Raw genomic sequence first — 20,759 nt, 5'->3', positions numbered from 1 at the left:
CTATTCTATTTTTTTCTCAAAAACAAATCCATTTTACTCGCTTTTGATTAAGACTTCAACTTTTAACTACTTATACATTTTTTCTAAAACATCATAACATTCTCAATATATCACAATTTTATAATTTTTATAATAAAATCCTCCAGATTTTCATCTGGAGGAACTACCATCTTTACCTAAGTCATGGTTTCATAACCAAATTTGGTTTCTTATTTAGACTGTGCCGACCTTCAACAAAACGGACAGTACCAGATTTCGCTCTCATCACTACTGAATGAGTCAGTCCATAATTGCTTTTGAACTGAACACCTTTAAGAAGTTCACCATCTGTCACTCCAGTAGCTGCAAAGATCGCATCATCGCCACGGACAAGATCTTCCATGAGAAGGACTTTATTGACATTCAGGCCCATTTTTTCACAACGCGCCAGTTCCTCATCACTTTGCGGAAGCAATTTCCCCTGAAACTCTCCGCCCAGACATTTTAATGCCACTGCGGAAAGGACGCCTTCAGGAGCTCCCCCGGAGCCAAACAAAATATCCACACCTGTATTATCAAACGCTGTATTGATCGCTCCAGCAACATCTCCATCATTGATTAACTTTATACGAGCTCCCGCTTTTCTGAGTTCTTCAATGATGCCAGCATGCCTTTCACGGTGCAATACGGTCGCAACAATATCCTCGATGTCTTTGTTCTTTGCTTTTGCTACGGCTTTTAAGTTATCCAGAACAGAAGCATTAATATCGATTTGACCTACTGCTTCCGGGCCAACTGCAATTTTATCCATATACATATCCGGTGCATGAAGCAGGTTTCCATGGTCAGCAATTGCAAGAACTGCAAGTGCATTCCAGCCTCCTGATGCTACTATATTGGTTCCTTCAAGTGGGTCCACAGCTACATCCACTCTTTGGCCATAGCCTGTACCCAATTTCTCACCGATATAAAGCATGGGGGCTTCATCCATTTCACCTTCCCCAATCACGACTGTACCCTTCATTGGCACGGTATCAAACACATCGCGCATAGCAGATGTTGCGGCATCGTCAGCTTCGTCCTTTACACCGCGACCCATCCATCTCGCAGATGCCAATGCTGCCGCTTCTGTAACCCTTACTAACTCCATGGATAAACTTCTTTCCATCTCACTCAGTTCCTCCCGCTCTTTAGCATTAAGAGTTCTTAAGTTGCTCTATCTCTCTCGGTGATAATTTTTCTCTCCATATGGTGGCTCCCAGTCCTGAAAGCTTGTCCACTATAAAGCTGTATCCCCGATCGATATGCTCGAGTCCGGTTATCTCAGTGATTCCTTCTGCCATTAGACCGCTAGCAATTAAAGCAGCTCCGGCTCGTAAATCACTGGCCTTCACTTTTGCTCCATTAAGCTGAACGGGTCCTTTGATAATCGCAGAACGACCTTCTACCTTGATATCAGCATTCATCCTGCTTAATTCATCTATATGTTTAAATCGAGCTCCATAAATAGTATCCGTAACAACCGAAGATCCTTGAGCCTTGGTCAGGAGTGCTGTTATAGGCTGCTGTAAATCTGTCGGAAAACCAGGATATACAAGCGTTTTAATATCTACTGCTTTTAATTGTTCAGCTTTCGGTATATAAATTTGATCGTCTCGTTCTTCAATGGTGACTCCCATTTCTCTGAGCTTAGCGATCAAGGATTCAAGATGCTGCGGGATCACATTATCAATTAATATGCCATCGCCAACTGCCGCTGCAATAATCATATAAGTTCCTGCCTCTATACGGTCCGGAATGATGGTATGCTTGCAGCCATGGAGTTTTTCTACACCCTCGATGCGGATAACATCTGTCCCCGCACCTTTGATACGAGCCCCCATATTCGTTAACAATGTGGCAACATCAATAATTTCTGGCTCTTTCGCAGCGTTCTCAATGATAGTTTTACCCTTAGCCAAAACAGCTGCCAGCATAATATTAATCGTCGCACCGACGCTGACAACATCCAGGTAGATTCTGGCTCCGCGCAATTCCTCAGCACGCAAATAGATCGCTCCCTGCTCATTTGTTACCTGAGCTCCTAAAGCTTCAAATCCTTTAATATGCTGATCGATCGGTCTTGGTCCTAAGTGACATCCGCCAGGCAGACCAATAACTGCTTTCTTGAATTTACCTAGCATAGCTCCCATTAAGTAATAGGATGCACGTAATTGTTTAACCCTTCCGTTTGGAAGAGGCATTGAAATCATATTAGATGGATCGACCGTCATTTCATTAGAATCAAGTGATACTTGACCACCGATTTCTTCAAGTAATCCTTTTAGCATTTCTACGTCAGAGATATTAGGAAGCCCCTCAATTGTTACAGACGAGTCAGCTAGAATAGTTGCTGGGATTAAAGCCACTGCACTATTCTTTGCACCACTTATGCGAACTTCCCCTTTTAGCGGATACCCACCCGCTATTTTAAGTTTTTCCATAATAGCTCCCTTCTGCGCCCTTGATGCAGTTTATAAACGCCCGGCGAGAATAAGGTAAATATTACCACAAAAATCCCCTGAATTAAAGCGAGTCTGTCAAATTATTTCACAAGCTCCAACTATTCATACACATTTTACCAAATTTTATTTCTCTGTTCTGGATTCCCAATCTTTCAGGAACGCTTCAATCCCCTTGTCTGTTAATGGATGCTTACAGATTTGAAGAATGACATTATATGGTACAGTCGCAATATGCGCACCACGAAGTGCTGCTTGTGTCACGTGCTGCGGATGACGGATACTTGCCGCAATAATTTGAGAATCGATATTATGAATCGCAAAGATCTCTGCAATTTCAGCAATTAAATCCAATCCGTTTTGTCCAATATCATCTAATCTACCAATGAAAGGAGAAACATAAGTCGCACCTGCTCTAGCAGCAAGCAATGCCTGATTGGCATTAAAAATCAACGTTACATTAGTTTTAATTCCTGCTTCAGTTAAAGCATGAACAGCTTTTAATCCATCCGGAGTCATTGGTACTTTTACTGTGATATTTGGTGCAATCTCAGCCAATTCTTTTCCTTCACGAATCATGCCTTCCGCATCCAAGGCAATAACCTCTGCACTTACTGAACCTGGTACCAAAGCTGTAATTTCACGAAGACGATCATGGAAAGAAACATCCTTTTCTTTCGCTACTAGTGATGGGTTTGTTGTTACTCCTGCTAATACACCAAGTGCATGCGCTTCTTTAATTTCATTTAAATTAGCTGTATCTATAAAGAATTTCATTGTTAAATTCCTCCTAATTAGGTATTCGTATCTTTCTATATTGTGGCATTGTTCTTCATTTTCGGCAAATAATATTATCGATAAATTCCTATACTTTTGATAAAAACAAAAAAGAGGATCCCATGATTAATGGTATCCCCCTTGTAAAAATAAGTTTATGCTCTGTTATTAGAACCAAATTCACGCATTTTACCGATAACTGTTTCTTTAATTGCTTCACGAGCTGGTCCAAGGTATTTACGTGGGTCATAGACTTCTTTATCAGCAGCTAATACTTCGCGTACTGCTTTAGTAGAAGTAATTTGGTTTTCAGTATTTACATTGATTTTAGCTGTTCCAAGAGAAATAGCTTTTTGAATATCGTGTAAAGGAATACCGGATCCACCATGAAGGACTAGAGGCATACCAGTTTCTTTTCCGATTTCTTCCATTTCCTTGAATCCTAGATTTGGTTCGCCTTTGTAAGGTCCGTGAACAGAACCTAACGCAGGAGCAAGACAGTCAATATTTGTACGTTTCACAAGATCTTTACACTCTTCAACGTCAGCATAGATAACGCCATCAGCGACTACATCATCTTCCTGTCCGCCAACTGTTCCCAGTTCAGCTTCAACAGAAACGCCATTCGCATGAGCATATTCAACCACTTTAGATGTGATTTCAATATTCTCTTCGTATGGGTGATGAGAAGCATCAATCATAACGGAAGTGAATCCTGCATCAACAGCTTCTTTACATTTTTCAAAGCTAGAACCGTGGTCTAAGTGAATAGCAACCGGAACTGTTGTCTTGTATTCTTCCATTAAGGCTTTTGTCATAGCTACACACACTTTGAAACCGCCCATGTAACGAGCAGCCCCTTCAGAAACCCCTAAGATTACCGGAGATTTTTCTTCCTCAGCAGCTTGAAGAATCGCTTGCGTGTACTCTAAGTTGTTGATGTTAAACTGTCCAACTGCATATCCTTCTTCTTTTGCTTTGTTTAGCATTTCAGTCATTGATACTAAAGGCATTTTTCTTCCTCCTTGTTAATAATAAGATACGAGCCAAACGGCTTCCCTTATCATTTTCCCTAATGGATCGATATGTATTCCCCCTTTTGCAAAAAGCTTAAGAGGGAAGTCATCTCTAGCATATCAACTTGTCACAAAACTATCAACAAGAGTGCAAAATGTACATTTAACTGTCAATATTGGCATACGGCAAATGATCCTTTACCGCTTTCCTTATATCATCAATATCAAATGGTTTTGCAAAATGCGTTAGAGCGCCCAGGTTCATTGCTTCCTGAATCATATCTAATTCTCCATACGCTGTCATAATTAATACACGAATGTCCCGATCTTCTTCTTTCATTCTTTTTAAAATCTCAATTCCGTCCATACCGGGGATTTTCATATCCAGTAATACTAAATCAGGTGATTCACTTTTCTGGAGTGCCAATGCCTGCTCCCCATTTGCAGCCAGGTATGTTTGATATCCTTCCTGCTGCAGAACTTCATTCAGCAATATTCTAATGCCAAATTGATCATCAACAATTAAAATTTTTTCATTCATTTTACACAGCTCCTTCTTTTAAGTTAGCCTGTATAAATATAGAAGCGTTTTAATTATAAGTTCTACTAATAGGTAGATAATCCTCTATTGAGATGAAAATGTCTTTCGACAATTTCCGTTCAAGCCTTTATACTTTGACAAGAACGCTTCCTTTTACTACTGTACAAGTACAACTAATGACTAAGATCATCTATTACTATTAAAATCAGGAGTTGAACTAAATGTTGAAAATATATTTAACTCAATTAAGCGGCATTTATAAAAAAATTGAACAAAATGAACAAGAAAATATGGAAGACGCGGCGAGATTATTAGCTCAGGCTTTAGTCAGCCATGGTACTGTTTATCTACATGGTTTCAAAGAAATGAACGGAATTATCAGCCAGGCCATTGATGGTCCAGAACCATTAAAAGGCATGAAACGATTGTACAACGGTCAGTATATGGCTCAGGTCGAACAACGAGACCGCGCTATCATCTTTGCACGCTCCGCAAATGAACCGGAAGCTGTGGCACTGGCTGAATCTTTAAATGGACAGCGCATTCCTTTCGTTGCCGTTTCCCTGGCACCTACTGCCGAGGATATGGACAGTCCAAACCTTGCCAACCTGGCAGATATCCATATTGATATAAAGGCAAACAGAGGTCTTGTTCCAAATGAAGATGGTACAAGAAGCGGGATTCCCACCCTTGCTGCCGCCCTCTTTGTTTATCAAGGAATCACTCTGTCAATCGATGAGATCATTAAGGAATATGAAGAAGAATAATTATCCTGTTTGGCCAAAAAATAACTTTACATTACGTAAGCGCATACCGGCAAGTTTCTTGTCTGATTTTGTAGGACAAAAGTTTCTGTCTAATAAAAATTTTTCTTAAATAAGTGAAGGATGTTAATCTCTTTCGATATAATAATCGCCTTTTCAGCTTATTCTCTCCTTTCGGTAAGGCAGAGAGACCAATGAAGGGATAAAGGTCTAATTTTATACATCTGGGGTTTGATTCATCTCTGCCCTTTTCCCCATAACAAAAAGGTGTACCAAAAGCCAAATGACTTTCGGTACACCTTTTACTTTATCCTTATTTTTCACCAAGTGATGCATGAATGAATTCACGGAACAATGGTTGTGGACGTTGCGGTCTTGACTTGAATTCAGGATGGAATTGAGAAGCAATGAACCAAGGATGATCCTTTAATTCAATAATTTCTACTAGACGTCCATCCGGGCTTGTACCAGAGAAGATAAAGCCGTTTTTCTCCATATCTTCACGATAATGATTGTTGAATTCATAACGGTGGCGGTGACGTTCATAAACCACTTCATCCTGGTAAGCATCATATGTTTTTGTTCCAGGCATAATTTTACATGGATATAATCCAAGTCGAAGAGTTCCGCCAAGATCCTCAATATCTTTTTGCTCAGGAAGCAAGTCAATAATTGGATTTGTCGTATCCGGATTAAGCTCAGAAGAATGAGCGTCTTTTAATCCAAGAACATTACGTGCATATTCAATAGATGCCAGCTGCATTCCAAGGCAGATTCCGAAGAATGGCTTTTTGTTAATACGAGCATATTCAGTTGCTAGGATTTTCCCTTCAACACCGCGGTCACCGAATCCACCCGGTACTAAAATACCATCGACATCATCCAGCAATTCGTTTACGTTTTCTTTGCTTACATGCTCTGAATTAATCCATTTAATTTTCACATCTGCATCAAATGCATATCCGGCATGTTTTAGTGCTTCCACTACGGAAATATAGGCATCTTGAAGCTCGACGTATTTTCCAACAAGACCGATTTTCACTTCTTTAGTTAGGTTTGTTACTTTATGAAGCAACTCTTTCCATTCTGTCATATCAGCATCATTTGTTTGTAATTTTAAATGGTTACAAACAATTTCATCCATTCCTTGCGCCTGTAAATCCAATGGGATGGAATAAAGAGTTTCCGCATCACGGCACTCAATGACAGAATTTTTATCAATATCACAGAATAGAGCGAGTTTGTCTTTCATATCCTGAGAGATTGGCAATTCTGTACGCACAACGATGATATTTGGCTGAATGCCCAGGCTGCGCAATTCTTTAACACTGTGCTGAGTAGGCTTCGTTTTCATTTCACCCGCAGCTTTTAGGTAAGGAATGAGTGTACAGTGAATGTATAGGACATTATCGCTGCCAATATCACTCTTAATTTGACGGATTGCTTCAAGGAATGGCAAGGATTCAATATCCCCTACTGTTCCACCAATTTCAGTAATAACGACATCTGCATTTGTATCATGTCCAGCTTTCATAATCCGCTCTTTAATTTCATTCGTGATATGAGGGATAACTTGGACAGTACCACCTAAATAGTCTCCGCGACGTTCTTTTTTCAATACGTGAGAGTATACTTTACCTGTTGTTACGTTGGAAAGCTTAGATAAATTGATATCAATAAAACGTTCATAGTGACCTAAGTCTAAATCTGTTTCTGCACCGTCATCCGTTACGAACACTTCACCATGTTGGTAAGGACTCATGGTTCCTGGGTCCACGTTAATATATGGATCAAATTTTTGGATTGTTACTTTCAATCCTCTGTTTTTTAATAAACGGCCCAATGAAGCAGCTGTGATTCCTTTGCCTAAGGATGATACAACGCCACCCGTAACAAAAATATATTTTGTCATATAAAAAACCTCCTAAAGATCATATTGAATTTATTTGACAAGCACTAATCTCTATTCATCTAGATTATTTTTTGTTTTTTAATCGGACCTATCCCTAATAAAATAAAAAAAGCTCCCTTGCAAGCAAGGGAGCTTAAAATCGCTTAATCGTGTTTCCTTTATTTTAAAGGAGCCCAATGAATATTCTACAAAGATTGACACTTGAAGTCAAGGTTAAAAGATTATAGTTTGTCGTCCTCATCATCGTCATCAATCTCTAATTCTTCTTCCTCATCTTCATCATCATCAAGATCATATTCATCCTCAACGAGAACTTCATCTTCGATTAAATCCTCATCATCGTCATCATCGTCGTCATCGTCATCGATATCGTCGAAGTCATCAATCAACGTTTCATCCTCATCGTCTTCTTCTTCGAAGTCATCAAGATCGTCGAAATCAAGATCTTCATCCACATCATCAAAATCATCGACAATCGCTTTTTTACCTTTTTTCTTCTTCTTCACTTTAGAAGCTGGAACTGTTTCTTCTTCTACTTGTTCAACAGGGTACCAGCCTTTTAGTCCCCAACGATTATCTCCAATACTGATAAAACGGCCATCTATATTCAAATCTGTATAGAATTGACCCATTTTTTCGCTAACTTCAGCATCTGATAAACCAAGTAACTTTTGGATTTTATCCATCATTACCTTAAAATCTATTGCTTCTTTCTTTTCTATTAGTAATACGTTCGCAATTTCAATGTAAGCCATTTCGCTTACTTCTTCCTTAGACAGGTTGGCTAGTTTCATTGTTCGCACTTCCTTTCTATCAAATCAACATGAATGCCCAATTATGCATATCCCATTATAACCAAACGATTCATCATTTTGCCACTTTATTTTATCCGTTCTATACTTTTTCCTTGTATGGCTACAAAAGGATAGAACTAAAAAGCCATAATAATAAGGCCAGGAGGAGAAATGGGTAGTTTCATTCGACCCTTTTTCTACATTCTTCTATTTCTCCATTATAACCTGCTTTTATGTATCTTATAATAAAATGTGTTACTTTTTTATCGTATCATACAACTGCCTGTGAGTGTTTACTACCTTTCGCACAAATATGGAGCAAACTAAAACTTCAGCTTTCTCTAAAAAAAGGGGAGTACAGACCGTCATTTAAGCCCATACTCCTATATCACCTTACAATCTTTACATATTTCTGCGATATTGTCCTCCAACCTCATATAAGGCATGTGTGATTTGGCCAAGGCTGGCTGTTTTAACCGTTTCCATCAGCTGTTCAAATATATTATCCCCGTGAATAGCAGCCTCTTTAAGTTGAGTGAGTGCTATTTCTGCAGCCACCTCATTCTGATTCTTAAATGTCTGTAATTTTGTAATTTGTAAATCCTTCTCTTCTTTTGTTGCACGGGCTAATTCCATATTGTTTACTTCCTCTTCACTTGGCGGATTTGGATTTAAATAGGTGTTTACACCTATAATCGGAAGCTCTCCCGAGTGTTTCTTTATTTCATAAACTAGAGATTCATCCTGGATCTTTCCTCGTTGGTACTGCATTTCCATCGCACCGAGGACGCCGCCTCTGTCGTTAATTCTCTCAAATTCCTGCAAGACAGCTTCTTCTACTAAATCCGTTAATTCTTCTACAATGAAGGATCCTTGAAGTGAGTTTTCATTTTTCATCCAACCGAATTCTTTCGTCACAATCATTTGTATGGCCATTGCCCGGCGGACGGATTCTTCCGTCGGTGTTGTGATTGCCTCATCATAGGCGTTCGTATGCAGGGAATTACAATTATCCTGTAAAGCGAGCAAGGCTTGCAGAGTCGTACGAATATCATTGAAGTCAATTTCCTGAGCATGCAGGGAACGCCCTGATGTCTGGATATGATATTTCAGCTTTTGGCTTCGTTCATTTGCACCATATTTGTCTCTCATGACGATTGCCCATATCCGCCTTGCTACACGTCCTAGCACGGTATATTCGGGGTCCAGCCCATTTGAGAAAAAGAATGATAGATTAGGAGCAAATGAATCTATATCCATGCCTCTGCTTAAATAATATTCTACATACGTAAAACCATTCGATAGAGTGAAAGCCAGTTGTGAAATAGGATTTGCGCCTGCTTCAGCAATATGATACCCGGATATGGAGACAGAATAGTAATTTCTCACCTGGTTCTTCACAAAATATTCTTGGATGTCGCCCATCATTTTCAATGCAAACTCAGTAGAAAAAATGCATGTATTTTGTCCTTGATCTTCCTTTAAAATATCCGCCTGAACGGTCCCTCTGACAATCTGCAGAGTCTCTTTTTTTACGGTTTCGATTTCTAGGGGCTCGAGACTTCTGCCGAGCTCCACTTGCCTTTTCTCTATTTGTTGATCAATGGCCGTATTCATAAACATAGCAAGAATAATAGGAGCCGGGCCATTTATCGTCATGGAGACGGATGTACTTGGTGAACATAAATCAAACCCATCATAGAGTTTTTTCATATCATCGAGAGTACAGACACTTACACCACTTTCGCCGACTTTTCCATAAATATCAGGGCGTATGTGCGGATCCTCTCCGTACAGGGTGACTGAATCAAAAGCTGTACTGAGCCGTTTTGCCGTATCATCCTTCGATAGGTAATGAAAACGGCGATTTGTTCGCTCCGGTGAGCCCTCTCCTGCAAATTGGCGCTTCGGATCCTCCTCTTGCCTTTTAAACGGAAAGACACCTGCTGTAAACGGAAATTTACCCGGAACATTTTCTTTCTGAACCCAGCGAAGAATTTCCCCATAATCCTGAAATTTAGGCAAAGCTACTTTCGGTATGGCCAGACCACTTAATGTAGTAGTCTTCAATTCCGTTTTTATTTCCTTGTTTCGTACTTTCGTAATCAGTTCAGTTTGTGAATACATTTCCTTCTGATTGTTCCAGCCCTCAATAACGGACCTTGATTCATTGGTCAGATTTTGACGGTATTCCTTTTGGAGCTCAAGTAGTGTCTCTGTTCCATCTGCTGAATAACCCTTTTCCTCCCATGCCTGTATGGTGCCTTCTATTTGGAATAATCTCCTTGCAATCTGTTGTTGTTCAAGAGAGACTGCGTGATAGTTCTTTACTGTTTCTGCAATTTCCCGTAAGTAATATTGACGGTCAGGAGGGATAATGACATTTTGCTTTTCCGTACGCATAGATGTATTAAATCGGCTTTTGTATGGCTTGCCGGTTTTCTGCTCAATGATTTCAAGCAATGCAGCAAATAATGTATTTGTACCCACATCATTAAACTGACTCGCAATCGTACCATACACTGGCATATCAGCCGGATCTTTATCAAATAAGTTTCGGCTGCGCTGATATTGTTTTTGTACCTGGCGCAGGGCATCCTCTGACCCTTTTCTTTCAAATTTATTAATGACGATCAAATCCGCAAAATCAATCATATCAATCTTTTCAAGCTGTGAAGGTGCTCCAAATTCACTCGTCATGACATACAATGAAAGATCACATATTTCTGTTATCGCTGCATCCCCTTGGCCAATTCCGCTTGTTTCAATAATGATAGCATCAAATCCTGCTGCTTTTACGACAGCAACAGCATCCTGAATAGAATCGGACAGCTCAGAGCGTGAGTTCCGTGTCGCCAAACTCCTCATATACACACGCGGGTGAAAAATAGCATTCATTCTAATTCTATCTCCAAGTAGAGCTCCGCCTGTTTTTTGCTTGGTTGGATCTATCGAAAGAATCGCTATATTCTCCTTAGGAATTTCATTTATAAAACGGCGGATTAGTTCATCCGTCAGCGAACTTTTCCCTGCGCCTCCAGTACCTGTTATGCCTATTACTGGAATTCTGTTATTTTGTTTATCCTTCACATTCTGGAGTTCATCTGCCAAAGCAGCGGCTTCCTGACCAGCCATTAATCCGTTTTCTGCTATCGTAATGGCGCGCGCCACCGATAATGGCTCCGATACAGAAAGCTTTGCCTCCTTACCTTCCAAAAGCGGAGGCAATGGATAATCACATTCACGCATGACCAGCTCCATCATCCCTTCAAGGCCCATTTCTCTTCCGTCATCCGGTGAAAAAATTTTTGCAATCCCATATTCATGCAGTTCTTTTATTTCTCGAGGGATAATCACTCCGCCCCCGCCCCCATAAATCCGAATATGGCCGGCTCCTCTTTCCTTCAGCAAGTCATACATATACTTAAAGAATTCCACATGGCCTCCCTGATAGGAAGAAACAGCTATTCCCTGTACATCCTCCTGAATTGCAGCATTGACGATCTCTTCCACAGACCGATTATGACCCAGGTGGATGACCTCCGCTCCTTTTGCCTGAAGAATTCTTCTCATAATATTGACACTAACATCATGTCCGTCAAATAAACTGGAAGCCGTCACTAAACGTATAGGGTGTTTTGGTTTGTATCCTTTATTCATCTTCTCCTCATTCCCCTTTGCATATCAGTTTTCCCCAGTGGCTAATCCGCTTAAAAGAAGCTGCGTTTGCATCTCAATATATTGATCGATTGTATAGCTCTTTCTTAGTGTCCATCGTCTAAATGCCCACATTTGCCCATGGACGATAATGTTATGGGCAAGCAAGTGAATTTGTTTTGGACTTAATTCGATTTCCTCATGCTGAACGCATGCCTGAATAAGTTCCTCAAACATATCAGCCATCTCATTTTCTTTATTTAAAACATAAGGCAATGCTGCCTTACTCAAGGATTTGGCTTCTTGATACATGACCAGTACTTCATTCTGCATTTCGTCACAGATTTTAAAGTAATAGGCGATTCCTAACCGCAAACCGGAAAACGTTCCTTCACTCTCTTCAAGCGCTTTTCGAAGACGATTCTTCACCTCATCGTAAATATTGTCACAAACCAGATACAAAATATCATCCTTCGATCTAATGTATTCATAGAGTGTTCCAATACTGAATCCGGCTGCTTTTGCAATTTCCCTGGTCGTTGTCCGGTGATAGCCCTTCTCTATGAATAAGGAGACCGCCCCTTTAATCATCTCATCCCGGCGTCTTTTCACCAGCCTCTCATCCTTTACCGAGGCATGGACCTCTATCCGTTTCACCCTTTCACCCACCCTAATCGCTCAATATCTCTCTTAACAAACCGTTCTTCCCGGCTTGAAATACCGGGAAGAACTCTATGAAAATCAAAAACTAATTTTTAGTTAGCATCCTGGAGATGACCATTCTTTGTATTTCCTGTGTTCCTTCGTAAATTTGTGTGATCTTGGCATCACGCATAAATCGTTCCACCGGATAATCCTTTGTATATCCATATCCACCAAATACCTGTACCGCTTCAGTAGTCACCTTCATCGCCGTATCCCCGGCAAATAATTTGGACATGGCTGACTCTTTTCCATAGGGAAGTCCTTCAGATTCGAGCCAGGCCGCCTGATAGGTTAATAATCTTGAAGCCTCAATACTTGTTGCCATATCGGCAAGCTTGAAGCCCACTCCCTGCTGGGCGGAAATCGGTTTGCCGAATTGGACCCGTTCCTTCGCATAACCCACTGCTGCATCTAACGCCCCCTGAGCAATGCCGACAGCCTGTGCCGCAATTCCATTACGTCCGCCATCCAGGGTCATCATGGCAATCTTAAACCCTTCTCCTTCTTCGCCCAATAAATTTTCTTTTGGTACTTTACACTCTTCAAAGATAATTTCGGTTGTTGGAGAGGAACGAATCCCCAGCTTCTTTTCTTTCTTTCCGACACTAAAGCCAGGGAAATCCTTTTCTACAATGAACGCACTTGTACCCTTATGCTTTGCAGATGGGTCGGTCAAAGCAAAAACAACATATGTATCCGCTACGCCTCCATTGGTAATGAATATTTTAGAGCCGTTCAAAATATAGTGATCACCTTCAAAACGGGCCGTTGTTTTCATCGCTCCCGAATCCGATCCGGACCCAGGCTCTGTTAAGCCATATGCCCCAATTTTCTCTCCCTGTGCCATTGGCCTCAGATATTTTTGTTTTTGTTCTTCATTGCCAAATTTAAAAATAGGCCAGCCCGCTAACGATGTATGGGCGGACAAGGTTACACCTGTTGACGCACATACACGAGAGAGCTCTTCAATAGCAATACAGTATGCTACGTAATCACTGCCAATACCCCCGTATTCCTCAGGCCAAGGAATCCCCGTAAGTCCAAGCTCCGCCATTTTATTGAATATTTCCCTGTCAAAACGTTCTTCCTCATCGCGTTCAGCTGCAGTTGGCGCCACTTCATTCCGTGCAAAATCCCTAACCATTTTTCGAATCATTTCATGTTCTTCTGATAATTTAAAGTTCATTCTTATCTTTCCCCCTAATCTATCTACCTATTAATTGTTTACTAATCACTATTCTCTGGATTTCACTTGTACCTTCATATATTTCTGTGACTTTCGCATCCCTGAAATAGCGTTCTACCGGATAATCCTTGGTATAGCCATACCCTCCAAAAATCTGTATGGCTTCTGTTGTTACTTCAACTGCCGCACGCGTGGTAAACAGCTTTGCCATAGAAGCTTCTTTTGTGCATGGCTGGCCTCCGCTCTTTAATGCAGCCGCCTGGTAGACCAGTAACTTGGATGCCTCAATCATCGTCCCCATGTCGGCAAGCTTAAAACCAATCCCTTGTTGATCAGAAATGGGTCTCCCAAATTGGATACGTGCCTTCGCATATTGGACAGCATGCTGAAGGGCCCCTTCCGCAATTCCGAGTGCCTGTGCAGCAATTCCGATCCGACCTGTATTTAGATTGTTCAGCGCGATACCCAGTCCCTGTCCTTCTTCTCCAAGTAGATTTTCTTCTGGGACCCTCATATCCTCAAAGGTGAGCTGAACTGTTCTCGACCCATGCAGTCCCATTTTGTTTTCATCCTTACCAAAGACCAAGCCGGGTGTATCTTTGTCTACAATAAAGGCGCTGATTCCCTTGCTCCCTTTGGTAGGATCCGTGGAGGCAAAAACAATATAAACATCCGCTTCTCCCCCATTGGTCACGAATACTTTGGAACCATTGATGATGTAGTCACTATTCTTTTTTATTGCTCTTGATTTCAAGGAGCCTGCATCCGATCCGGCACTTGGTTCTGTTAAACAGAAGGCTCCCAAGTATTCGCCGCTTGCAAGCTTAGGGATATAGGCTTTTCTTTGCTTCTCATTGCCATAATGCAAAATTGGATAGGTTCCAACAGATGTATGGACAGATAAAATGACACCGACTGTTGGACTTATTTTTGAAATTTCATGAATCGCTGTAATATAGGAGATAAAATCCATCCCGGCTCCGCCGTATTCCTCGGGGATAGGGATACCCATCAATCCAAGCTCCGCCATTTTGGAAACAATCTCCCTTGGAAAGATTCCAGCTTCCATCTTTGGCACAAATGGCTCAATTTCCTTGATGGCAAATTCGCGAACCATTTTTCTCATCATCTGCTGCTCATCCGTCAGTCTAAATTCCATGCAGGCAGCCCCCTTTTAGATAAAACTTAGTTGTATTGGTAAAAACCTCTTCCCGATTTCTTACCGAGCCATCCAGCTTTCACATACTTACGCAAGAGCGGACATGGCCGGTATTTATCATCTCCAAGACCTTCCTGTAAGGTTTCCATAATGTATAAACAGGTATCAAGGCCGATAAAATCTGCGAGCTGCAGCGGACCCATTGGGTGATTCATCCCGAGTTTCATCACTTCATCAATGGCTTCCTTCGTAGCAACCCCTTCAAACAAAGTGAAAATGGCCTCATTGATCATTGGCATAAGGACACGGTTTGAAACAAACCCCGGGAAATCATTTACCTCCACTGGAGTTTTCCCTAGCACACTCGCGGTCTTCTCAATCGTTTGATACACATCATCTGAGGTAGCGAGCCCACGAATGATCTCGACCAGTTTCATGACCGGTACAGGATTCATAAAGTGCATCCCAATAACCCGTTCAGGGCGCTCTGTAGCTGCTGCAATCTCCGTAATCGGTAAGGAGGAGGTGTTCGTAGCAAGAATGGCATGTTCCGGCGCTCTCTCATCAAGCTCCTTGAAAAGCTGCTTTTTGATACCCATATTCTCGGTGGCCGCTTCAATCACCAAATCCACTAGACCTGCGTTATTCAAATCAGTAGAGGGGGTGAATTTATCCAGAATCTCAACCATCTTCTCTTCTTCCATTCGCCCTTTTTCCACTTGCCTTACTAAATTATTTTTAATAGTACCTATGCCCTTTTTTACATATTCCTCATTTAAGTCATGAAGAAATACATCAAATCCGGCTGTCGCACAAACTTGGGCAATTCCGGAACCCATCTGCCCGGCACCGATGATCATTATTTTTTTAATCTCCATCCCTCATCCCCCCAGTTCTTATTCTGTTGCTTTTGGTACTTCAATCATAATGGCATCGCCCTGTCCTCCACCGCTGCAGATAGAAGCAATCCCAATACCACCGCCACGTCTTTTCAGTTCATACATAAGGGTAAGAATGATTCGTGCTCCACTGGCCCCAATTGGGTGTCCAAGTGCAACTGCTCCGCCATTTACATTTACTTTTTCAGCATCCAGATTGGCAAGTTTGCCACTGGCCAGTGCCACCGCTGCAAATGCTTCATTCACTTCAAATAAATCGATCTCATGGAGCGATTTTCCTGTTTTCTTAAGCAATTTATTAATGACTAAACCTGGAGTTTTAGGGAAATCCTTTGCTTCAACAGCAATCTCGGCATGCCCGATAATCGTGGCGCCTATGCGGTACCCTTCACTGACTGCTTTTTCCTCACTCATTAAAACAAGCGCCCCTGCCCCGTCGTTAATACCTGGTGCATTACCAGCCGTTATGGTTCCATCTCGATCAAATGCCGGTTTCAGAGAACTCAACTTCTCCAATGTCGTATCTTTTCGCGGAGCTTCATCAATCTCCACTACAATAGGGTCGCCTTTGCGCTGCTTAACTGTTACTGGAACAATCTCTTGCTGCATACGCCCGGACTCTATAGCCTGAATCGCTTTTTGATGACTATGATAGGCCCAGTTATCCTGATCATCCCTTGATAATTCCAGATCAGTCGCTGTGCTGTTTCCGTAAGAACCCATATGTGCTCCGGTAAAGCTGCATGTAAGACCATCATGAACCATCATATCGACCAATGGTGTATCTCCCATACGCGCTCCCCATCTCGCTTTCGGAAGAATATACGGGGCATTGCTCATTGATTCCATTCCGCCCGCCACGATAACATCTTCTTCACCAAGACGAATGATCTGGTCCGCGAGCGTAACGCTTCGCAAGCCAGAAGCACAGACTTTGTTAACCGTCTCCGTCTTTACAGACCATGGCAGCCCGGCATTTCTTGATGCCTGCCTTGAAACAATCTGTCCCTGGCCTCCCTGCAAAACGCAGCCCATAATGACTTCGTCCACATCTTCCCCTTTAACACCTGCACGCTCTATCGCTTCTTTTATAGCAATTCCACCCAGCTCTGAAGCTGTTAAACTGCTTAATCCTCCCCCAAACTTTCCAAAAGGCGTCCTTGCTCCATCAATAATTATTGTTTTCCCCATCGTTTCCCCTCCGGTCATATATTTGATACTTTGCTCAATTGACTGAACGCTCGTTCGTCGTTGACAGGAATTTTGTAAGCGCTTTAATTTGGTATATTTGTATTTTACTGTAAAAACAAAAGAAACGGAAATATTTACACAATATTTCGAAAACAAATAATCGTGTAATTTTCCGTTTCTGACTTAATCCTATATGAACCCCTTCATATATCGGTGAAAATTAAGATGCTAGCTCCCTATCTTCCCCAAAAACCGCTTTTTCCAGCAGCTCTGCTACATCGTATGTTTTAACTTCTTCTTCTACTTCCTTCGCCTTTGTACCATCACTTAGCATCGTTAAGCAATATGGACAACCTGAGCTGATAACCGTTGGGTTGACTTCTAACGCCTGCTCCGTACGGGCTACATTGATGCGGTGACCGGTTTCTTCTTCCATCCACATTAATCCTCCGCCCGCTCCACAGCACATTCCATTTTCGCGATTTCTTTCAATCTCTACGAATGTTGCTCCTGGAATTGCCTTTAAAATATCCCGTGGTGCATCGTATACATCATTATATCTTCCAAGGTAGCAGGAATCATGGAACGTAATTTTTTCATTTACCGCATGAACCGGTTTTAATCTTCCATCCTTCACTAGATCAGCCAGAACTTGTGTATGGTGATAAACCTCTGCCTCTAATCCAAAGTCTGGATATTCATTCTTAAAGATATTGAATGCATGCGGGTCAATCGTAACAATTTTTTTGACCTCATTTTTCTCAAATTCCTCGATATTTTTTGTAGCCAGCTCCTGGAACAGGAATTCGTTGCCAAGTCGGCGCGGTGTATCTCCCGAATTTTTCTCCTTATTACCAAGAATGGCAAACTTAACTCCTGCTTCATTTAAAAGCTTGGCAAATGATAAGGCGATTTTTTGTGAGCGATTATCATAGGATCCCATGGAACCAACCCAGAGTAGGTATTCAAATTCTTCACCCGTTTTTTTCAATTCCTTCACGGTCGGCACTACTACATCCTCGCGTGCCTCACGCCAATTTTCACGCTCTTTCCGGTTTAATCCCCAAGGATTACCCTGACGCTCGATATTCTGCATGGCACGTTGTGCATCAGCCGGTACTTTTCCTTCCGTTAATACAAGATATCTGCGCATATCGATAATGGCCCCAACATGTTCATTCATAACCGGACATTGATCCTCACAGTTACGGCATGTGGTGCACGCCCAAAGCTCTTCCTCTGTGATTACCTCTCCAACGAGGGCTGGGTTGTACATCTCTGTAGCTGCTGCCGTTTCCGCAGCGCCTGCACCCTGTGCAGCCAGAGCAATTTGATTTCCCTTCGTATTGTTGAATACAAAGGATGGTACCCAAGGCTCTTGTCTTGTGACTGCTGCTCCAGTGAATGTTAAATGGTCCCGCATCTTTAAGAGGACATCCATTGGAGAGAGAATTTTTCCTGTACCGGTTGCTGGACACATATTGGTACAACGGCCACATTCTACACAAGCGTATAAATCAACTAGCTGCAGATCCGTAAAGTCCTGGATCTTCCCTACTCCAAATGTCTCTTGTGACTCATCCTCAAAATCAATTTTCTTTAACTTTGGCGGAGTCAATCTGTGTAGATAAACATTGGCAGGTCCTGCAATTAAATGCGCATGTTTTGATTGTGGAATATACACTAAAAACGTCAAAATGAATAGTAAGTGAATCCACCAGGCAATATAAAATACGGTTATGGCAGCTGACTCATTCATCCAGCCAAGCGCCATAGCAATTGTGGAAGCAATTGGCTCAGACCAATGAAGCTCTCCGCCGTGCCAAATCATCGCCGCTCCGTTTGCCACAAGTGTCGCGAGCATCAATCCCCCAATAAAGATTAGGACAAGCCCGGATTTAAATCCCCTTTTAAGCCGGACAAGCTTCTCGATATAACGGCGATAAAATGCCCAAACAACAGCCACCAATACCATGAGGACAACAATCTCCTGGAAGAAGGTGAAAAACGGATAAATGGGACCAAGTGGTAAATGTGATCCCGGTTTGATCCCCTTCCAGATTAGATCAATCGCTCCAAATTGAACGAGAATAAATCCGTAAAAGAAGAGGACATGCATCGTTCCGCTTTTCTTATCCTTTAGTAGTTTTTTCTGCCCAAATACAAACACCCAAATCTTTTCGAGCCTCTTTTTCACGTCATTATCAAACTCTGTTTTCTTACCGAGTTTAATATAAGCGATCCTTGTTCTGATCAGATACGCGAACAGCCATCCTGCGTAAGCGGTTACAAGTATGGCCGCAATTAAGTTAATCCATAAAAGACTATTCATCTCCATCCCCATTTTCGCCCCTTTTGCTACCGAAAGCATTATTTAAAAACTATGTCCAACATCAACTCAGGAAACGTTAACCAATATAGTATAGTTTTATTTTATATAATGAATGACTATTCAGTCAATTGTTAACTTACAAATTTTAGATTAATTATTAAAACATGGTAATTAGAGTCTGTTTTCCGAGTGAACAATCTGAGATTTTTTTTGACATCTGGAGTCATACTAAGTTGAGGATTTTTCTATTTTTAAGGATGTTTAGGGCCTAATTCAAACATAAATACAGAACCTGAAAATTATCAGGCGATTTGGAAGCTCACCCTCGCCCTATTACACTGTAAACGGCGGTTACTCTACCACCTGGAAAGGAAAGACTATTAATTATGGATATTCGTTTTGGGTACGTCTCTACTGCACTAAATCTTTGGAAATCCACTCCTTCAAAAACGATTACCTATACGCGTTGGAACGAATTATCTCAAGCGGAGCAAATCGACCGATTACTCACGATCACCAAACAAAATATTGAAACAACCAAACGAATTCTTCATTACAATATTGCTCATGAAATACCGATCTATCGCTTCTCGAGCTCGATTGTCCCCCTCGCGACTCATCCGGATGTAAGATGGGACTTTATTACACCGTTTAAAAATGATTGGGCAGAGATTGGCGAATTGGTATATAAACACAACTTACGTGTCAGTTTTCATCCAAATGCCTTTACCTTATTTACCTCTCCCAACCATGATGTGACGGATAAAGCTGTTGAAGATATGGTGTACCATTTTAAAATGCTGGAGTCGATGGGGATGCCGGAGCAAGCGCTCATAAATATCCATATTGGAGGGTCCTACGGAGATAAACAGTCAGCTATTCAAAGATTTTATGCCAACAGCCGTAAAATTCCCGAAGCCATCAAACAGCGGATGACGCTCGAGAATGATGATAAGACCTATACAACCGAAGAGACACTTCAAGTTTGTGAACATGAAGATATCCCGCTTTTATTTGATTATCATCACCACATCGCCAATCCTTCCATTATAGAACTGGAAGAATTATTGCCACGCATTCTTCAGACATGGGAATCAAGGGGCTGGAAGCCAAAGATCCATATTTCTTCACCCAGATCGGAAAAGGAAATCAGAGCACATGCGGCAAATGTGGACGTTGATTTTATCATGCCATTCATCCATATGCTAAAATCCACGGGAATTCCTGAAATTGATTTCATCATTGAGGCTAAAAATAAAGATATCGCGATGATGAAGCTGATTGAAGACTTGGCTTCCTTGCGGGGGATCAATCGAATAAGCGGCGGCAGTATTAGAATTAAATGA

General features: G+C 41.5%; 16 protein-coding genes. 2 read left to right on the top strand and 14 right to left on the bottom strand.

All coding sequences use genetic code 11. From position 1 onward, the window contains the following. Window positions 1–181: 181 nt before the first annotated feature. The 5 genes from glpX to AC58NB_RS00700 all read right to left on the bottom strand — a co-directional run bounded on the left by glpX (window position 182) and on the right by AC58NB_RS00700 (window position 4,814). Window positions 182–1,147 carry a class II fructose-bisphosphatase gene (gene glpX / locus AC58NB_RS00720; protein ID WP_497424888.1) on the bottom strand — a complete coding sequence of 322 codons (966 nt, stop codon included), beginning with the start codon at window positions 1,145–1,147 and terminating at the stop codon, window positions 182–184. 28 nt (window positions 1,148–1,175) lie between these two features. Further along, window positions 1,176–2,462 carry a UDP-N-acetylglucosamine 1-carboxyvinyltransferase gene (gene murA / locus AC58NB_RS00715; protein WP_497424887.1) on the bottom strand — a complete coding sequence of 429 codons (1,287 nt, stop codon included), beginning with the start codon at window positions 2,460–2,462 and terminating at the stop codon, window positions 1,176–1,178. Between the two features lie 144 nt (window positions 2,463–2,606). Beyond that, complete coding sequence (fsa, locus tag AC58NB_RS00710; RefSeq protein ID WP_497424886.1) at window positions 2,607–3,257, bottom strand: fructose-6-phosphate aldolase; 651 nt, start codon at window positions 3,255–3,257, stop codon at window positions 2,607–2,609. A gap of 155 nt (window positions 3,258–3,412) precedes the next feature. Continuing rightward, window positions 3,413–4,270 (bottom strand): class II fructose-bisphosphate aldolase, encoded by an 858-nt coding sequence (locus tag AC58NB_RS00705; RefSeq protein ID WP_497424885.1) that lies wholly within the window; start codon window positions 4,268–4,270, stop codon window positions 3,413–3,415. Window positions 4,271–4,436: 166 nt separating this feature from the next. Continuing rightward, entirely contained in the window at window positions 4,437–4,814 is a 378-nt protein-coding gene (locus AC58NB_RS00700) for a response regulator (protein WP_497424884.1), read from the bottom strand. Window positions 4,815–5,035: 221 nt separating this feature from the next. Here AC58NB_RS00700 and AC58NB_RS00695 point away from each other — a divergent pair, with 221 nt between their 5' ends. Then, on the top strand, window positions 5,036–5,581 hold the full coding sequence (locus tag AC58NB_RS00695; RefSeq protein WP_497424883.1) for a DUF2529 family protein: 546 nt from the start codon (window positions 5,036–5,038) through the stop codon (window positions 5,579–5,581). A 310-nt stretch (window positions 5,582–5,891) separates the two neighbouring features. Here AC58NB_RS00695 and pyrG read toward each other — a convergent pair whose 3' ends face one another. From pyrG to AC58NB_RS00650, 9 genes are all read right to left on the bottom strand, one after another. Beyond that, a complete protein-coding gene (pyrG, locus tag AC58NB_RS00690; RefSeq protein WP_497424882.1) occupies window positions 5,892–7,490 on the bottom strand; it encodes a CTP synthase in 1,599 nt (532 codons plus the stop codon). A 221-nt stretch (window positions 7,491–7,711) separates the two neighbouring features. Next, window positions 7,712–8,284, bottom strand: coding sequence for a DNA-directed RNA polymerase subunit delta (gene rpoE / locus AC58NB_RS00685; protein ID WP_497424881.1), 573 nt, complete (start codon window positions 8,282–8,284; stop codon window positions 7,712–7,714). Window positions 8,285–8,686: 402 nt separating this feature from the next. Further along, the gene (gene icmF, locus AC58NB_RS00680) at window positions 8,687–11,944 is read right to left on the bottom strand and encodes a fused isobutyryl-CoA mutase/GTPase IcmF (RefSeq protein WP_497424880.1); all 3,258 of its coding nucleotides are present in this window, start codon (window positions 11,942–11,944) and stop codon (window positions 8,687–8,689) included. Window positions 11,945–11,968: 24 nt separating this feature from the next. Next, window positions 11,969–12,598, bottom strand: coding sequence for a TetR/AcrR family transcriptional regulator (locus AC58NB_RS00675; protein ID WP_497424879.1), 630 nt, complete (start codon window positions 12,596–12,598; stop codon window positions 11,969–11,971). A 91-nt stretch (window positions 12,599–12,689) separates the two neighbouring features. Next, a complete protein-coding gene (locus AC58NB_RS00670; protein ID WP_497424878.1) occupies window positions 12,690–13,832 on the bottom strand; it encodes an acyl-CoA dehydrogenase in 1,143 nt (380 codons plus the stop codon). Window positions 13,833–13,851: 19 nt separating this feature from the next. Beyond that, window positions 13,852–14,991 (bottom strand): acyl-CoA dehydrogenase, encoded by a 1,140-nt coding sequence (locus tag AC58NB_RS00665; protein WP_497424877.1) that lies wholly within the window; start codon window positions 14,989–14,991, stop codon window positions 13,852–13,854. 26 nt (window positions 14,992–15,017) lie between these two features. Beyond that, the gene (locus AC58NB_RS00660; protein WP_497424876.1) at window positions 15,018–15,869 is read right to left on the bottom strand and encodes a 3-hydroxybutyryl-CoA dehydrogenase; all 852 of its coding nucleotides are present in this window, start codon (window positions 15,867–15,869) and stop codon (window positions 15,018–15,020) included. Between the two features lie 18 nt (window positions 15,870–15,887). Continuing rightward, entirely contained in the window at window positions 15,888–17,081 is a 1,194-nt protein-coding gene (locus AC58NB_RS00655) for an acetyl-CoA C-acetyltransferase (protein WP_497424875.1), read from the bottom strand. Between the two features lie 220 nt (window positions 17,082–17,301). After that, window positions 17,302–19,413 carry a (Fe-S)-binding protein gene (locus tag AC58NB_RS00650; RefSeq protein ID WP_497425145.1) on the bottom strand — a complete coding sequence of 704 codons (2,112 nt, stop codon included), beginning with the start codon at window positions 19,411–19,413 and terminating at the stop codon, window positions 17,302–17,304. 386 nt (window positions 19,414–19,799) lie between these two features. Between AC58NB_RS00650 and uvsE the strand changes: the two genes are divergently transcribed. Next, entirely contained in the window at window positions 19,800–20,759 is a 960-nt protein-coding gene (gene uvsE, locus AC58NB_RS00645; protein ID WP_497424874.1) for a UV DNA damage repair endonuclease UvsE, read from the top strand.

Source organism: Pradoshia sp. TA40_28 (genome assembly GCF_059694525.1).
The sequence above is the reverse complement of the archived record's forward strand: the minus strand, read 5'-3'. Positions and strand labels throughout refer to the sequence as shown.

Excerpts from the sequence above, each read along its gene's own strand:
- glpX (WP_497424888.1), bottom strand. The coding sequence starts at position 1,147 with ATGGAAAGAAGTTTATCCATGGAGTTAGTAAGGGTTACAGAAGCGGCA.
- murA (WP_497424887.1), bottom strand. The coding sequence starts at position 2,462 with ATGGAAAAACTTAAAATAGCGGGTGGGTATCCGCTAAAAGGGGAAGTT.
- fsa (WP_497424886.1), bottom strand. The coding sequence starts at position 3,257 with ATGAAATTCTTTATAGATACAGCTAATTTAAATGAAATTAAAGAAGCG.
- AC58NB_RS00705 (WP_497424885.1), bottom strand. The coding sequence starts at position 4,270 with ATGCCTTTAGTATCAATGACTGAAATGCTAAACAAAGCAAAAGAAGAA.
- AC58NB_RS00700 (WP_497424884.1), bottom strand. The coding sequence starts at position 4,814 with ATGAATGAAAAAATTTTAATTGTTGATGATCAATTTGGCATTAGAATA.
- AC58NB_RS00695 (WP_497424883.1), top strand. The coding sequence starts at position 5,036 with ATGTTGAAAATATATTTAACTCAATTAAGCGGCATTTATAAAAAAATT.
- pyrG (WP_497424882.1), bottom strand. The coding sequence starts at position 7,490 with ATGACAAAATATATTTTTGTTACGGGTGGCGTTGTATCATCCTTAGGC.
- rpoE (WP_497424881.1), bottom strand. The coding sequence starts at position 8,284 with ATGAAACTAGCCAACCTGTCTAAGGAAGAAGTAAGCGAAATGGCTTAC.
- icmF (WP_497424880.1), bottom strand. The coding sequence starts at position 11,944 with ATGAATAAAGGATACAAACCAAAACACCCTATACGTTTAGTGACGGCT.
- AC58NB_RS00670 (WP_497424878.1), bottom strand. The coding sequence starts at position 13,832 with ATGAACTTTAAATTATCAGAAGAACATGAAATGATTCGAAAAATGGTT.
- AC58NB_RS00665 (WP_497424877.1), bottom strand. The coding sequence starts at position 14,991 with ATGGAATTTAGACTGACGGATGAGCAGCAGATGATGAGAAAAATGGTT.
- AC58NB_RS00660 (WP_497424876.1), bottom strand. The coding sequence starts at position 15,869 with ATGGAGATTAAAAAAATAATGATCATCGGTGCCGGGCAGATGGGTTCC.
- AC58NB_RS00655 (WP_497424875.1), bottom strand. The coding sequence starts at position 17,081 with ATGGGGAAAACAATAATTATTGATGGAGCAAGGACGCCTTTTGGAAAG.
- AC58NB_RS00650 (WP_497425145.1), bottom strand. The coding sequence starts at position 19,413 with ATGAATAGTCTTTTATGGATTAACTTAATTGCGGCCATACTTGTAACC.
- uvsE (WP_497424874.1), top strand. The coding sequence starts at position 19,800 with ATGGATATTCGTTTTGGGTACGTCTCTACTGCACTAAATCTTTGGAAA.